Origin of the sequence: Exiguobacterium mexicanum (assembly GCF_005960665.1) — a bacterium.
Lineage (GTDB): Bacteria > Bacillota > Bacilli > Exiguobacteriales > Exiguobacteriaceae > Exiguobacterium > Exiguobacterium mexicanum_A.
In genome coordinates this window covers 983,499-999,334 of sequence record NZ_CP040676.1, presented here as the reverse complement: position 1 = coordinate 999,334, position 15,836 = coordinate 983,499, and the positions used below count along the sequence as shown (strand labels likewise).

The 15,836-nt window shown below is 53.3% G+C and carries 16 protein-coding genes; 1 reads left to right on the top strand and 15 read right to left on the bottom strand.

The annotated features are described in order from the left end of the window. Positions 1-33: 33 nt before the first annotated feature. The 15 genes from FED52_RS05520 to FED52_RS05450 form a co-directional block, all read right to left on the bottom strand. Positions 34-384: a diacylglycerol kinase family protein gene (locus FED52_RS05520; protein ID WP_034778113.1), complete on the bottom strand. Its 351-nt coding sequence runs from the start codon at positions 382-384 to the stop codon at positions 34-36. Continuing rightward, positions 381-857, bottom strand: coding sequence for an rRNA maturation RNase YbeY (gene ybeY, locus FED52_RS05515; RefSeq protein WP_138859227.1), 477 nt, complete (start codon positions 855-857; stop codon positions 381-383). The genes FED52_RS05520 and ybeY overlap by 4 nt, the downstream gene beginning before the upstream one ends. Continuing rightward, on the bottom strand, positions 835-2,916 hold the full coding sequence (locus FED52_RS05510) for an HD family phosphohydrolase (protein ID WP_138859226.1): 2,082 nt from the start codon (positions 2,914-2,916) through the stop codon (positions 835-837). Before FED52_RS05510 ends, ybeY begins: the two co-directional genes overlap by 23 nt. Before the next feature lie 18 nt (positions 2,917-2,934). Continuing rightward, entirely contained in the window at positions 2,935-3,891 is a 957-nt protein-coding gene (locus FED52_RS05505; protein ID WP_034779973.1) for a PhoH family protein, read from the bottom strand. Positions 3,892-4,025: 134 nt separating this feature from the next. Beyond that, the gene (locus FED52_RS05500) at positions 4,026-4,466 is read right to left on the bottom strand and encodes a hypothetical protein (RefSeq protein WP_138859225.1); all 441 of its coding nucleotides are present in this window, start codon (positions 4,464-4,466) and stop codon (positions 4,026-4,028) included. Between the two features lie 5 nt (positions 4,467-4,471). Next, positions 4,472-5,452 carry a flotillin-like protein FloA gene (gene floA / locus FED52_RS05495; protein WP_034778121.1) on the bottom strand — a complete coding sequence of 327 codons (981 nt, stop codon included), beginning with the start codon at positions 5,450-5,452 and terminating at the stop codon, positions 4,472-4,474. Then, the gene (locus FED52_RS05490) at positions 5,449-5,961 is read right to left on the bottom strand and encodes an NfeD family protein (protein ID WP_034778122.1); all 513 of its coding nucleotides are present in this window, start codon (positions 5,959-5,961) and stop codon (positions 5,449-5,451) included. The genes floA and FED52_RS05490 overlap by 4 nt, the downstream gene beginning before the upstream one ends. A 136-nt stretch (positions 5,962-6,097) precedes the next feature. Then, positions 6,098-6,547, bottom strand: coding sequence for a GatB/YqeY domain-containing protein (locus FED52_RS05485; RefSeq protein WP_021065683.1), 450 nt, complete (start codon positions 6,545-6,547; stop codon positions 6,098-6,100). Positions 6,548-6,580: 33 nt separating this feature from the next. Beyond that, on the bottom strand, positions 6,581-6,775 hold the full coding sequence (gene rpsU, locus FED52_RS05480) for a 30S ribosomal protein S21 (RefSeq protein WP_029334745.1): 195 nt from the start codon (positions 6,773-6,775) through the stop codon (positions 6,581-6,583). 77 nt (positions 6,776-6,852) lie between these two features. Next, a complete protein-coding gene (gene deoC / locus FED52_RS05475; protein ID WP_138859224.1) occupies positions 6,853-7,518 on the bottom strand; it encodes a deoxyribose-phosphate aldolase in 666 nt (221 codons plus the stop codon). 91 nt (positions 7,519-7,609) lie between these two features. Then, positions 7,610-8,488, bottom strand: a complete 879-nt coding sequence (rarD, locus tag FED52_RS05470; protein ID WP_240731314.1) for an EamA family transporter RarD — start codon at positions 8,486-8,488, stop codon at positions 7,610-7,612. A gap of 131 nt (positions 8,489-8,619) precedes the next feature. After that, the gene (locus tag FED52_RS05465) at positions 8,620-9,777 is read right to left on the bottom strand and encodes a bifunctional cystathionine gamma-lyase/homocysteine desulfhydrase (RefSeq protein WP_138859222.1); all 1,158 of its coding nucleotides are present in this window, start codon (positions 9,775-9,777) and stop codon (positions 8,620-8,622) included. Beyond that, complete coding sequence (locus FED52_RS05460) at positions 9,743-10,681, bottom strand: PLP-dependent cysteine synthase family protein (protein ID WP_138859221.1); 939 nt, start codon at positions 10,679-10,681, stop codon at positions 9,743-9,745. The genes FED52_RS05465 and FED52_RS05460 overlap by 35 nt, the downstream gene beginning before the upstream one ends. After that, positions 10,682-11,149 (bottom strand): S-ribosylhomocysteine lyase, encoded by a 468-nt coding sequence (locus FED52_RS05455; protein ID WP_021065678.1) that lies wholly within the window; start codon positions 11,147-11,149, stop codon positions 10,682-10,684. After that, complete coding sequence (locus FED52_RS05450) at positions 11,146-11,790, bottom strand: class I SAM-dependent methyltransferase (RefSeq protein ID WP_138859220.1); 645 nt, start codon at positions 11,788-11,790, stop codon at positions 11,146-11,148. The genes FED52_RS05455 and FED52_RS05450 overlap by 4 nt, the downstream gene beginning before the upstream one ends. Before the next feature lie 329 nt (positions 11,791-12,119). Between FED52_RS05450 and FED52_RS05445 the strand changes: the two genes are divergently transcribed. Next, a complete protein-coding gene (locus FED52_RS05445) occupies positions 12,120-15,785 on the top strand; it encodes a S8 family serine peptidase (RefSeq protein ID WP_138859219.1) in 3,666 nt (1,221 codons plus the stop codon). Positions 15,786-15,836 lie beyond the last annotated feature (51 nt).

The following is a 15,836-nucleotide window of genomic DNA, read 5'->3' as shown; positions in this document are numbered from 1 at the left end:
TGCACCTGCTTTCTAAATTTCCAATACGTTCAATCATATAACGAATTTGTCGATTACATAAGGGCCAAAAATGAAAAGTGCCGTGATGGCGGCCCCGATGGCGGCAACGAGCACTGATCCGGCTGCGACGTCTTTCGCTTGCTTCGCTAACGGTTTGATGTCTTTCGTGACGAGGTCGACCGTGCGCTCGACTGCCGTGTTCATCAGCTCGAGCGCGATGACGAGTACGACCCAACCGAACAGAATCAAGTTCTCGAGTTTCGTCGTTGGGAGCCACCAGGCAAATACGACGACGAGCAGGCTCGATGCGAGATGAATCAGCATGTTGCGTTCGGTCCGCACTGCGTGCACGATGCCGTGCACGGCGAACCAGAACGGTTTCACACTTCGCCTCGTTTCAGCTCGAAGTGAGCGAGCACTTGTTCTTGGCGCGCCGTCATCTCCGCTTCTTCCTCAGGCGTCATGTGATCATAGCCGAGGAGATGTAAGAAGCCATGAATGGCCAAAAATCCGAGTTCTCGTTCGAACGAGTGGCCATAGTCGGCCGCCTGTTCGCGGCAACGATCGACCGAGATGAGTAAATCGCCAAGGAGACGAGGCTCGTCTTCATCGAGCATGAAATCCATCTCTTCTTCGCCCATCTCGTCAAAAGCAAAACTGATCACGTCGGTCGGCGCATCTTTCCCGCGCCATTCCCGATTGATTGCTTGAATCTCGTCGTTCGTCAAAAAGGTGACCGACAGTTCGCTCGGTTCTTCAATGTCCTCTTCGAGCGCTGCGTGCATCAAAATAGATTCGACGAGCTCGACTTGAGCATCGGTCAACAACCCGTGCTCATCGTTCGAAATGATTTGCATGTAATTCGCCTTCTTTCTTCAGTTCTGGGTACTCGATCCGTTCATGGAACAAGCCGGTCAACGTCTCACACGCGCTCTCCCCGACCCGCCATACTTCTTTCGTCGTCAACTCGCAGTCTTCGAACTGTCCGTCTTGCAACTTGTCACGGATGATCGCGCTGACGAGTTGCCGGATCCGTTCTGGTGTCGGCTGCTTCTGTGACCTTACCGCCGCCTCAATCGAATCGACGATCATGACGACCGCCGCCTCGCGCGTCTGCGGTTTCGGTCCCGGGTAACGGAAGCGCGACTCAGTGACATCTCGTGTCTCTTTCGCTTTCACATAAAAGAACTTCAACAATGACGTGCCGTGATGTTGCTCGGCGATATCGATGATTTCTTTCGGTAGCTTGTAGCGGCGCAACAGATCAGCACCGTCATACGGATGGGCCATGATGATGTCGGCCGATTCTTCCGGCGTGAGCCGGTCGTGCGGGTTGACGCCGCTCTGTTGGTTCTCGATGAAGTGGAGCGGCCGCTCGGTCTTCCCAAGATCATGGTAATAACTAGCGACCCGTGCGAGCAGTCCGTCGGCGCCGATCGCCTCGCAAGCCGATTCAGCCAGGTTGGCGACCATCATGCTGTGATGATACGTACCCGGTGCCTCCATCAACAATTTCCGCAACAGCGGGTGCGTCGGGCTCATCAATTCGATCAAGCGACCCGATGACAAGACGCCGAACCACGGCTCGAGGAACGGCAGGAAGCCGAACGTGAGCACGATTGATAACAGGGCACTCGTGATCGCGAAGCCTGACAGATACGCGACCATCTCCCATGTCACTACCGTGTTACGCAGAAACAAGAGCGCGAGCACCATAATGATGTTGATGATGCCGAGCAAGACACCTGACAAGAATAAGCGTTTCCGCTGAATCTTCGGTTCGACGAGGAAGACAGCCAGGAAACTACCGGTCGCAAAATAGACGACCGTCATGAAGCTCGTGTTTTGCCCGAAACTCGCCACGATCGATCCGGCGATCATCGTAATGAGTGCCGAGGCGAGCGCGACCCGCTCATCGACAAGGATACGGAGCAAGAGGACAACGAACGCCGTCGGTGCGAGCACGTATGCGTACGTCGTAAACTCGATGCCGATATAGCCGACCCCGAAAAAGATGCCGAGTTGAAGCAGTAACAACCCGTAAACGGTAATCAAAATTTTAGGACGAAGCAACAACTGTTGAATCTTCGACCGGATCAACATGAACAGAAATCCGGTCGTCAACAGTCCGCTCAGTAAGTAAGCCCCGAACAGCGGTGCGAACGAACGGTTCGGGTCGATCGCACCGGTCAATTCGAGCTTCCGATAAATCTCACGTGTCACGACCTCGCCTTGATTGACGAGCAATTGTCCTTCTTGGATGATGACCGGCTCGACCGCGTCGAGCGCCTGCTGTTCTTTCTCGCGCGTCGCCTCAGAGTCGAACACGTAGTTCGGGACGATCAATTGATCGCTCAGGCTGTTGGCGATGGCCCGGAACTCGAGTGAGAGCGGGGATTGGTCGACGAGCGTCTCGGCCCGGTCTCTCGCTTCTGAAATCGACTGTGAGCTCGTCTCGATGCGGTTGCCCATTACTTCTTGGAGCGCCGTCACGGTGACGTCTTCGACCGTTCGACGCGTGTTCTCACTCGCCTCGAGCAATAGATTCAACTCGTCGTCACCGAGAAAGCCATTCACTTCGGTCGAGTTCAACCGGTTCTTAATATCCGAGAGTTCGGTCTCTTCTTCCGTCTCCTCGAACGCCGCGAACAATTGCTCGACTTTGGCGATTTGTTGATCGGCAAACTCGCGTCGGAGCGAAAATTGACTACCGACGCCATTGACGGCTTCTTGTTGCAACCGTTCCGTCGCCGTTCGGTCCTCGACCGTGATGGGCGAGCGGATATCCTGTTCGGCAATCCCGAGCGGTTCGACGCTAATAATCGATGGGCGCACCGTAAAATAGAGAATCGCGCCTAGAATGAGAAAAAAGAGGACGGAGATTGTCGCGACCGTCCAATGACGTGCTTGCTGCATCAGTGCCCCCCCTTTTTGTTATGTGAGTTCGGTACTATAGGCGTTAATAATTTTCTTGACGAGCGGATGTCGAACGACATCGGACGACGTGAAGTGTTCGAAATGAATCCCTTCGACTCGCTCGAGCAGGTGTAACGCCTCTTGAAGACCTGACGCCTTCCCTTTAGGTAAATCCACTTGCGTCAAGTCGCCGGTGACGACCATTTTCGACCCGAAACCGAGTCGCGTCAAGAACATTTTCATCTGCTCTTTCGTCGTGTTCTGCGCCTCATCTAAAATGACGAACGCATCTTCAAGCGTGCGTCCTCGCATATAGGCGAGCGGGGCGACTTCGATTGTGCCACGTTCGAGCAACCGATTCGTCTGCTCGACGCCATAGACGTCAAACAAGGCGTCATAGAGCGGACGTAAGTATGGATCGACTTTCTCTTTCAAGTCACCTGGCAAGAAACCCAAGTTTTCCCCTGCTTCGACGGCTGGACGCGTCAAAATAATACGTTTGACTTGTCCTTCTTTCAATGCCCGTGCTGCCAAAACGACGGCCAGATAGGTCTTTCCGGTCCCGGCCGGCCCGATTCCGAAGACAAGATCGCGTTTTTCAATGGCACGAACGTAGCGGCTTTGTCCGACTGTCTTCGCCCGGATCGGTTTGCCTTTGTTCGTCGTGAAGACGACCCGCTCATAATGCTCGAGCAGTTCATCGCCTTTGCCGACCTTGATATGTTGAATCACGCTGATGGCATCACTCTCGTTCAAGCGAGCCCCTTTTTTGACAAGCTGTTGTAGCGTCTTGATGACGGTTTTCGTCAATTCAAGTGTGTCAGCAGTATCGGCCTGAATGATCAATTCTTCTCCACGAGGAGTGAGTGCGACCGCGAGTTCTGCCTCGATAGCGTGAAAAACCTCGTCTTTCGGCCCGAGGAGTGCCTGTGCTTCGTTCGCATGTTCCATGACGAACGGTATCTTATCAGTCATAATCAATGGTTGTTTCTCCTCCCCATCAGTAGATTGTTCCTTCTTTACTTTAGCACTATCAAGCCGTTCGTGAAAGAAAGACCGTCCGTTTTGGCCACAAAAAGAAGCAGTGACTCAATGTCACTGCTTCAGGCTTAGCGACGGCGTTTCGACACCGGCGGCTGCAAAATTTCACTCCAAACGACAGCTTGCCGAACTTGCTTCATCGACATGCGCGGTTGCGGTTGCGGCCGCGACTCGGTTGCCTCCGAAATCGGCGGAATCTTGACCGTCTGTTCGAACTGCGCACTCACGTGCGGTAATTCTTCCCGCCGGCGCGGCGGCTGAGACTCTCTTGATTCAGCTGGGGCAGCGACACGACGACGCAGTTTTTGCGGCGTCGGTTTTTCCTTGCCATCGCGCGGCTCGTCAAATGTCGCCTCGACTTCTTTCATCATGTCACCGACCGTATCGAGATAGCGTTTCAAATCCGTACTCGGCGGCCGTTCTCCAGTAGAAGATGATTTCTCCATCCGCTTCATGACCGCCGAAGCGATCCCGAATGCGGCGAGGAGTAGTACCAAAAGTCCATCCATCCCGATCACTCTTTGTCAGATTCGACTGGGTGACCGATCGCTTTACGCATTTCTGTATCGGCTTGGACGTTCAAGTAGTTGACGTAGTCCATGACACCGAGCTTGCCGTGGCGAAGCGCATCTGCCATCGCGAGTGGGACTTCAGCCTCGGCCGCGACAACTTTCGCGCGCATCTCTTCGACTGATGACTTCATCTCTTGCTCGCGGGCGATCGCCATCGCGCGGCGTTCTTCCGCTTTCGCTTGCGCGATTTTCTTATCAGCCTCGGCTTGGTCGGTCTGAAGAACCGCTCCGATGTTTTTACCGATATCAATGTCGGCGATATCGATGGACAAGATTTCAAACGCGGTCCCTGAATCAAGACCTTTCGTCAATACGGTACGTGAAATCATATCCGGATTTTCCAAAACGTGTTTATGGTTATGTTGCGAACCGATCGTCGAGACGACCCCTTCACCGACACGGGCGATAATCGTCTCTTCTCCGGCACCCCCGACAAGACGGTCGATGTTGGCACGAACCGTGATCCGGGCTTTCGCTTTCACTTCAATCCCGTCCATGGCCACACCGGCGATGAACGGCGTTTCGATGACTTTCGGGTTGACGGACATTTGAACAGCCTCTAACACGTTTCGGCCGGCAAGGTCGATTGCTGCGGCACGTTCAAACGACAATTCGATATCGGCACGGTGGGCCGCAATCAAGGCGTTGACGACACGGTCAACGTTACCCCCAGCCAAGAAGTGACTCTCGAGCTGGTTCGTATTTAAGCCAATACCGGCTTTGACCGCTTTGATGAGCGGGTTGACGATTTTCGATGGGACGACGCGACGGAGTCGCATCCCGATCAATGTGAAAATCGAGACGTGGACGCCAGCGGCGAACGAGCTGATCCACAGCCCGACCGGGACGAACGTGAAGAATACGGCGAGCGCAATCAATCCTCCACCTGAGATGAGTAACGTGGTCAATAGTTCTGGTGTCATTCTGTTACATCCTCCTTCGGCTCTATAAAGCTACGGACGACAACGCGCCCTGAATCGACTTTATACACCTGAATTTTCGTTTGCGAATCGAGATAGCTACCTTCTGTCACGACATCAATCCGTTCTCCGTCAATCTCAGCGGTACCCGCCGGGCGCAGCGGCGTCAATGTGACCCCGACTTTTCCGAGCAACCGTTTGCGGTCATCGTGTGACAGATACCCTTTGTCTGATGACGTCGAATCGGTCAAAATCAACCCTTTATACATGAGCGAACGATTGGACTGCAGGCGACGATATGCCCAAAATCCGAGTCCAGCGACGATGGCCGTGGCTAAACCGAGCGACAACCATAGTTGCCCGATCGTGGCGCCCGCCATAATCAAACTGGCGACGACCGCCCCGATCCCTAGCACGCCGAACAATCCAAAACCGGCAACGAACACTTCAATTCCTAGAAGGACGATCCCGACAAAAAACACCGTCAGAATCACTCCGAGACCAAATGTCATCGTATTGCAACCCCCTTCCGAGTTCACAAGCTACCTCTTATCTCTAGTGTATACGAAACAAGTTTGCTTGTGGTTTCAGAATACGCAAAAAAAGACAGAAACTTTTGGTTTGACCCAAAAGCTCCTGTCTCTTTCATTAATTCGTCAATTGTTGTTTGACAATGCGGTTCACAAGACCACCGTCTGCCTTGCCTTTAACTTGAGGCATGACGACGCCCATCACCTTACCCATATCTGACGGGCCTGTGGCATTCGTTTGAGCAATAGCTGCTTTCACGATCGCCGTGACTTCATCTTCAGAAAGTTGTTCAGGCATATAGGCCTCTAGTACGACAATCTCGTCAGCTACTTTAGATGCAAGGTCTTCACGACCAGCGCTTTCGAATTCTCGGAGGGAGTCTCTGCGCTGTTTCATCTCTCGGTTGAGCACCGTGAGTTCCTCTTCCTCAGTAAGATCTTGTCGACCAAATTTGATGGCCTCATTTTGGAGCGACGCTTTGACCATTCGGATCGTCGTAAGACGATCTTTCTGTTTTGCGCGCATGGCTTGCTTCATGTCGTCCGTCAAGCGTTCTTGAAGACTCATGAGCTAACACCCTCTCTACAAATGAAACTGAAATTAGAATTTCTTACGCTTACGCGCAGCTTCTGATTTCAATTTGCGTTTTACGCTTGGCTTTTCGTAGTGACGACGTTTGCGAACTTCGGCAAGAGTGCCATCTTTCGAAACACCGCGTTTGAAACGACGAAGAGCGTCTTCAAGCGATTCGTTTTTACGGACACGAGTTTCCACTAGTTTTCCCTCCCTCCGAATTACACGACTAAGGAAACGTGTTTCACACGTCATAACATATTATAGTGAAAGTAAGTCGTGCGGTCAACCACTAGTTATTAATAGTCGCTATCTGAACGTCCGCCTGTGACGATGGCGATTCCAGCTGATGCGCCGATGCGCGTCGCGCCGGCATCAATCATCGCTTGTGCGCCTTCGAAATCACGTACGCCGCCTGAAGCTTTGACACCGAGATCTGGTCCGACCGTCTCACGCATGAGGCGGATATCTTCTACCGTCGCGCCGCCTGTTGAGAAGCCAGTCGACGTTTTCACGAAGTCTGCACCTGCTTTGACTGAAAGTTCAGCCGCTTTTTTAATTTCTTCTTTCGTAAGGAGGCACGTCTCAAAGATGACTTTGACGAGCGTCCCGTTTGCCGCTTCGACGACTGTGCGGATATCGCGCTCGACGAGGTCGAAGTCGCCGTCTTTCATGGCGCCGATGTTGATGACCATGTCAATTTCATCTGCACCGTTGGCAATCGCGTCTTTAGTTTCGAACGCTTTCACTTCTGGCGTGTTGGCTCCGAGTGGGAAACCGATGACCGTACATACTTTGACGTCGTCATCTGATTTGAGTTGTTCCGCCGCGTACTTCACCCATGTCGGGTTGACACAGACGCTTGCGAATTTGTATTCGAGCGCCTCGGCACAAAGTTTCGTGACTTGATCTTTCGTTGTTCCTGCCTTCAAGGCTGTGTGGTCGATATAACGTGCTAATTCCATCGTAAAATTCCTCCTCTGATGTATCGGTCTGACATATAGGTCTGACATCTAACATATTATCATGTTTTCTTGAAATGTAACAGCTTTCAATTCAGACGAGTTGACGACGTTTTCGTGTCTGAATCCAGCTGTTCCAACTAAAGAAGAAAATCGCAATCCAGATGCACGTGAACGCAAAAATGTGATAACCCGTGAACGGCTCATTATAGAGGATGACCCCGATCGCGAGACTGAGCGTCGGTGCGATGAATTGAAGAAACCCGACAATCGTGAACGGGATATGTTGCGCCCCGTACCCGAACAAAAGAAGCGGCAACGCCGTCATCACGCCTGTCCCGATCAAGGCGACCCAAATGACCGGTTCGGTCGTCATCGTCAATCCGCCCTGTGACGTCTGCCAACCTAAGAAAATGATAGCGACCGGCACGACCGCGAGCGTCTCAATCCCGAGACTGACCGTCGAGGCAAGCGGTCGGCGTTTCTTCACCATGCCGTAAAATCCGAACGTACTGGCCAGAATGAAGGCGATCCACGGGAACGACCCATACCCGAACGTCAAAACGAGCACACCGATCGCCGCCACCGTCACCGCGAGCCATTGGACTCGGTTTAATAATTCCCGAAAAACAAGCACACCTAACACCATGCTCACAAGCGGATTGATATAATAGCCGAGCGATGCCTCGATGATATAGCCGTGATTGACCGCCCATATGTACACGAACCAGTTGGCACTGACGATGAAGCCGTTCAACATGAAGGCGTTCCGCGTCGCCCGGTGCCGGAGCGCATAGTTGAACTCGGTCCACTGTTTCGTCCATTTCAAGACGAGTAAGATGAAGAGAAACGACCAGACGATCCGATGGGCCAAGATTTGACCGCTCGGTATCTCCTGCAAAAACTTCCAATAAATCGGTAGGACGCCCCACATGACGTAGGCTCCGACCGTCGGCATGACGCCTTTGTTCACTTCGTTCACCCGCTCTCGTAATCAATTATCGTCAGTGTAGTCGATGCGATTAGGACATTCAAGCGAATTCTTTCGCCTTGCCCACGACAAAAGAGGTGCGCTCGCAAGCGCACCTCGCATCACTATGAATGTTAGTTCGGAATCGTCGCCACGGTCGCGAGCGCTTGCTCCAAATCTTCAATCAAATCTTGTACATCTTCGAGACCGACGGAGATGCGGACGAGTCCGTCCGTAATTCCGAGTTCGAGACGGCGTTCCGCCGGGATTGACGCATGCGTCATCCGGGTCGGGACGCTAATCAAGCTCTCGACCGCGCCGAGACTCTCGGCGAGCGTGAAGAACTTCGTCTTCGCGACGACGAGTTCGGCCGCCTCGGCTGAACCGACATCGAACGCGATCATTCCACCGAAGCCGCGTGCCTGCGACAAGTGGACCCGCTTCGCTTCTTCGCTGCCGACACTCGGATGTAGGACACGGCTGACGGCTTCATGCTTCGTCAAGTAGTCGACGAGCGCGAGCGCGTTTGACTCGATCGCTTCCATACGGACCGCGAGCGTCTTGATGCCACGGACGACGAGGAAGCTGTCTTGCGGTCCGAGTACCGCGCCGACTGAATTTTGAAGGAATGCGAGACGCTCTCCGAGTTCTTCCGTCCGAGCGACGACGAGACCAGCGACGACGTCGCTGTGGCCACCCAAATATTTCGTGGCGCTATGAAGCACGTAATCGGCCCCCAATTCAATCGGATTTTGGAAGTACGGGGTCATGAACGTGTTGTCGACGACGAACAAGACGTCCGCCTCGTCAGCGATGGCGCGAATCAGGCGCATGTCGGTCACGTTCAACAGCGGGTTCGTCGGTGTCTCGACGTAAATCATTTTCGTGTTCGGTTGGAGCGCTTCACGGACCGCTTGCGTATCGGCCGTATCGACAAAAGATGCCTCCAAGCCAAGTGATTGAAATACTCGATTGAATACACGGTACGTTCCCCCATATACGTCAGAACCGACGATGACGTGGTCCCCTGATTTCATTAACAGTAAAATCGTCGAGATGGCTGCCATCCCAGAGCCGAACGCGAATCCGCGGGCACCGCCCTCGATATCGGCGATGAGCGTCTCGAGTGCCGTCCGCGTCGGGTTGGCCGTCCGCGAATACTCATATCCGTCCCGGAGATTGCCGATGCCGTCTTGCTTGTACGTGCTCGTCTGATAAATCGGTGGCGTGACGGCTCCTGTCAGGGGATCCGTCGTTTTACCGCCATGAATGAGTGCTGTTTTTGTACGCATATTCTGCCTCCTTGACTATTCCTTGACTTAAATACCGTTCGACGCTGTCCGGTAAAATCGTGACGATGACACCTTCCGTCATCTTCGCCGCTTCTTGAACACATGCCGCGATGGCCGCTCCGGATGAACTTCCGACGAGCAAGCCTTCTTGTTTAGCGAGATGAGCGACATAATAAAACGCCTCTTCGTCCGTAATCGTGTAAATCCCGTCGACGAGGTCGTGCGGCAAGAACGCCGGCCACGCCTCGACCCCAATTCCTTCTGTCTTATGGGGGCCAGGAGCTCCCCCGTTCAAAATCGACCCTTCCGGCTCGACGACGATCGCCTTCGTCCCGTTCGGCCGCAACTTGCTCGCGACACCGGTAAACGTCCCCCCTGAGCCGGCTCCGGCGATGAACACATCGATGTTCGGAAGGTCGGCCTGAAGTTCGAGCGCGAGCGTGTCGACGTACGCGTCCGGGTTATCCGGGTTCGAGAACTGTTCCGGCACATAGGCGTCATGTTCGATGGCGAGCTCTTTCGCCCGCGCGATGGCGCCTTTCATCCCAAGTTCGGTCGGCGTGTTGACGACGGTCGCCCCGAGAAGCGTCATGAGCGCCTGCTTCTCTTGACTGAACTTCTCCGGGGTGACTGTCATCAACTTGATGCCGTGTCGTTGACAGGCGAGCGCGAGCCCGATTCCGGTGTTCCCGGCCGTCGGTTCGACGACCGTTCCCCCGCGTTCAAGTTGTCCACGTTCAAGCGCCCGTTCAATCAATTGCAGACCGAGCCGGTCCTTGACGCTACCGCCCGGATTCATCATCTCGAGCTTGCCGTATACTTTGACGCCCGCAGGTACCGGCAACGCCCGTAACTCAAGCAGAGGCGTCTCACCAATCAATTCATAGACGCTTTGGACAATCATTTACGCTTCGTCCTTGAAGATGATGTGCCACTCGTCACGCTTGGCAAGCATATCGGCCGCGAGCTTCTTCGCGCCTTCGAAATCGTGATGGTTCGCGCTCCCGCATTGAATTGGGTTTTGTGCCGGCAACTCCGTCGCATTTGCTGCGTCGCGGAGTGTCGCTTCGACGAGGTCGAGCATCGCTTCGTAATCCCCATCGTTCAACATCGTCCAATAGAAGCCTGTCTGGCAACCCATCGGCGAGACGTCGATGATTTGATTCGAATGGCTACGGCTGTTCTCGGCGATCAAATGCTCGAGCGAGTGGACGGCCCGCATTGGCATGAGCCCTTCGTTCGGTTGAATGAAGCGAATGTCATATTTATAAATCGTATCGGCCGTCCCTTTCTTCACTCCGGCTAAACGGACGTAAGGCGCTTGAACTTTTGTATGGTCTAAATTGAAGCTCTCGACTTTATAACTTTTCATGATTGAGTTCCTCCTGATTGTTTCGTGGCCACGACGAGCCAGACGAATTTATTTTTTTGCGTGAGCGTAACCGTATAGCCGTTTGCTTCGAGCATCGCTTGAATCGTCTGGGTATACGGATAAAACTCTCGATTCAAATCCTCGAGTAAATCGGTATAGCCGTTCGCTTCGGCCCAGTCCAAGATGTCCCGTTTCGCTGTTGGCGAGGCGAACATCGTATCGAGCAAGACGAAGCGCGGGGCGTCGAGGTGTTCGACGTAACTTCGAATCGCCGTCCGTTTCTCGTCATCCGTCAAATGATGGAACGCATACGACGACACGATCGTATCGACGGACTTGTCCGTCGGATAGTTGAGAAAATCACCGTCAATGATATCGAGCTGTAACTTCTCAGCCGCGACGGCCCGCATCTCTGGCGACGGTTCGACAGGGATGAGGTCGTGCCTCTCTAGAATTCTTGCGCTTAAGTTCCCCGTCCCAATCCCGAACTCCATCACTCGGCCTTCTAATTGGTCGACGACCTCGCCGAGCATCGTCTCGTACCCCGCGAATACTTCGCGATATTGTTCGTCGTGTCCGGTCACGGCCGCGTCATATTCCGACGCCCACTCCTTAAAAATGTCCATGAACTGTAATCCCATGTTGTCACCCCATCATCTTTATTCCGACTATATCGATAAGTTTTATATGATTTATCTACTACAGACTGTATCAACTTACGCTAGAAATCTCAAGTAAATTGTTCATTTTGTTTTAGAGACTTCATTTTTTTGAGAATTGGAGGCCTACACTGGAAAAAGACCTATATGCCAATTTGAGCACATAGGTCCAAAGTAATTGTCAGAATCTTTTAATTTGTTCAAATTCATTACCCTTCCGTTTAAAAAACAGGAGGATTTTTAGATTTAAATCCGCTATCATTTTCCACAAATGGATTTATTTTTTCAAAAAACGATTGGAGGATACTAAATTGCCACAACCAAAATTTTATTTGAACGTCTCCCTCGCGACATGTCTCGCGTTGACCCCTGGCCTGCTCGGTCTCGGTGCCGAACCGGTCTTGGCCAAACCGTCCGTCAAACAAAGCGTGAACACGACGGACAAACACGAGAAGTTACGTGTCGTCGTCGAACTCGTCGGTGCCCCGGCGATCGATCAAGCGAAAAAGAAAGGCAAGAAATTCAATGAATTGACGAAGACCGAGAAAGATGGCGCCCAAAAGGTCGTCAAAGCCGAACAAAAGAAAGCAAAAGCGGCCATCTCGAAAAAAGGCGTTAAAGCCGTGACGCTTGAAGAGTTCACGACCGTCTTCAACGGGTTCAGTACGATGCTCACAGCGACCGACGTCAAAAAAGTCGAGGCGTTACCTGAAGTTGCGCACGTCCACGTCGTCAATGAGTACGAACGTCCAGAAGTCAAACCGGATATGGTCACGAGCAACGGCATGGTCCAATCGCAACAGACGTGGGGCGACTATGGCTTCACGGGCGAAGGCACGATCGTCGCCGTCATCGATACAGGCGTCGACGCCGACCATCGCGACTTCCGTCTTACGGATGATTCGAAGGCTGAGTTATCGCAAACCGAAGTCGAGACGGCCGTCAGCACGTTCGGCATGCCTGGAGCTTACATAAACGAGAAAGTCCCATACGCTTATAACTATTATGATGAGAACGATGACATCCGTGACGATTCGCCTGGCGCCTCGATGCACGGCATGCACGTCTCCGGTACCGTCGCCGCCAACGGTGATGAAGCCGCGGGTGGATTGAAAGGTGTCGCTCCTGAGGCACAAGTGCTCGGGCTCAAAGTATTCAGTAACGACCCGAACTACGCTTCGACATATGGCGATATTTACATTAAAGCCATCGATGACGCCATCAAACTCGGGGCGGACGTCATCAACATGAGTCTCGGATCAACGGCCGGATTCGTCGACGCCGACTCACCGGAACAACAAGCCGTCCAACGTGCCGTCGACAACGGTGTCTTCATGTCCATTTCAGCAGGGAACTCGGCCTACTTCGGGAACGGTTATGACCTTCCATACGCCAACAACCCGGACACGGGCGTCGTCGGTGCCCCGAGTGTCAGCTCGGCATCAACATCGGTCGCATCGCTTGAGAACGATCAAATCCAATTGGACGCGTTCTCCATCAAGTCAGGCGACAACACCGATAAAATCGGTTGGAAAAAACAAGACGGTCCCGCCTTTACACAAGGAGACTATGAACTCGTTTACGTCGGCGACGGGCAACCGAGCCAGTACGTCGGAAAAGATGTCAAAGGGAAAATCGTCCTCGCCGTCCGTGACGGCAGTTACTTCTATTCGAACATTCAGCAGACGGCCGAAGCGAACGGCGCGGCCGGTGTCATCGTCCGCGGTGCTGTCGGTCACGGCGACTACGTGAGCATGGCCTTGTCAAACCCGCAAGTCCCGATGGCCTCGCTCAGCATCAAGGACGGAAACGCCTTGCAACAACGTCTCCTTGCGGGCGAACAGATGACAATCGGCTTTGCCGGCGATCGACTCAGCGTCGTCAACGGTGCGGCCGGTCAGCTCTCGAACTTCACATCATGGGGCATGACGCCAAACCTTGACTTCAAACCAGAGATCTCGGCACCAGGCGGACAGATCTTCTCGACGTTGAACGATAACCAGTACGGCTTGATGAGCGGTACATCGATGGCTGCACCACACGTTGCCGGTGGAGCCGCCCTCGTCCTCGAACGCGTTGACCGCGACTTCAACTTGACAGGCACGGCACGTGTCACGATGGCGAAGAACTTGCTTATCAACACGTCAAAAGCTGTCACGGATATCGGACCGCTCAACAAACAGTTGCAACAAAACCTCCCTTACACGCCGCGTCGTGGTGGAGCTGGTCTCATGCAATTGCATGCTGCCGTTTCGACACCAGCGATCGCGTACGAAAAGAAAACGAAAGAAGCAAAAGTCGCGCTCAAGGAATTGAACCGCAGCAAAGCCACGTTCACACTCGTCGTCGAGAACTTGTCGGATAAGGCCGTGTCGTATAACGTGTCTTCGTCACTCCAGACCGACCTCGCCATCGAGCAGACGGCCGGACTCGTTCAGAACGCGATGGAAGCACAAGCACTCGAGAATGCAAAAGTAACGGTGAATGGCAAAAAAGTTCGCACGGTCAAAGTGAAACCAAATCAAAAAGTTGAATTGAAAATCGCGCTCGACGTCTCGAAAGCGAAAGTGCTCAATCCGAAAACGCTCGACGGCCTCGTACCGGCGAAAGACGTCTTCGAGAACGGTTACTTCGTCGATGGATTCGTCCGCTTGACGGACGTCAACGGTCCTGAGGGCAACCCGTCACTCGTCGTACCGTTCGTCGGTTTCGAAGGAGACTGGGGCAAGGCACCGATCTTCGATGCCTCCATCTATGAAGACGGCTCGTTCTATGAAGTATCAGGCATGGTCGACCAGACAGGAAACTATCTCGGATCGAACCTCGACAAGTCTGTCGATGCCGACGCAATCGCCTTCTCCCCAGACAAAGATGGCTCAAAGGATGTCGCTGTACCGGTGTTCTCGTTGCTCCGTAACGCCAAGGATGTCAAGTACCGCATCGTCGACGAGTCAGGGAACGTCGTCCGGACGCTGTTCCAAGACGAAGAACTTCGTAAGAACTACTTTGACGGTGGTGCCAACACGCCTTACTACTACTCGGCCGCTTACACGTGGGATGGTCAGTTGAACGGCAAGCCAGCCCCTGCCGGCAAGTACTTCTACGAAATCGAAGGAAGCATCGACTACATGAAGAAACAAGCCCAGACGCTTCGCTTCCCGGTCAAAGTCGATTACACGGACCCGACGTTCACGACGAAATGGCAAGGGGACAGCTTGGCGGTCCAAGCGAAAGATGAGTTCTCAGGCATCCATTCGGTCGAATATTTCTTGAACGGGAAATCCGTCGCCAAACAGGCTGACGACAAAGCGGCATACACGTTCGCAGGCGTCAGTGACGCTGATCAAGTCAGCGTTCGCGTCGTCGATCACGCCGGCAACAGCACGACGAAGACGGTCGCCTACTCGACAGACGCCGATAAGCCGGGCGTGTTCGTGAACGCCCCGCTCGCATTGACGCCATACGCGACATCGGACATCCCGGTATCTGGAACGATTCAAGATGCATCTGCGATCCAATCGTTCCAAGTTGACGGCGTTGACGTGCCACTCACATGGGATGATGCGAAGAAAGAACACGTCTTCAACACGACCCGCAGTTTCGTGGACGGCGTCCATAAATTACGTTTCGTCGCCGAAGACGCGGCCGGCAACGTGACCAACTTCCAACGTGCGATTTTCGTGGACACGACACCAGCCGTCATCGAAATCGGGAAACTGCCGAAGAAAATCGGTAAAAAACAATCGACGGTCAACGTCGACGTGACCGTGAAAGACAACTTTGATGAAGTGAAACTTCTCGTCAACGGTGACTTGAAATTCAGCCAGACGCTGAAGGCTCCGTATGAGATGCGTTCGTTCACTAAAACCGAGCGAATCGCGTTACCTGTGACATCAGGTGAGAACACGTTCACGTTCGAGGCGACTGACCTCGCCGGAAACGTGACGACGAAGACGATCACACTCGTCAAAAAATAAGTGGAAGGGTTCGCCTCTTGGATGCGAGCCCTTTATCTTTCCACAAAAGAT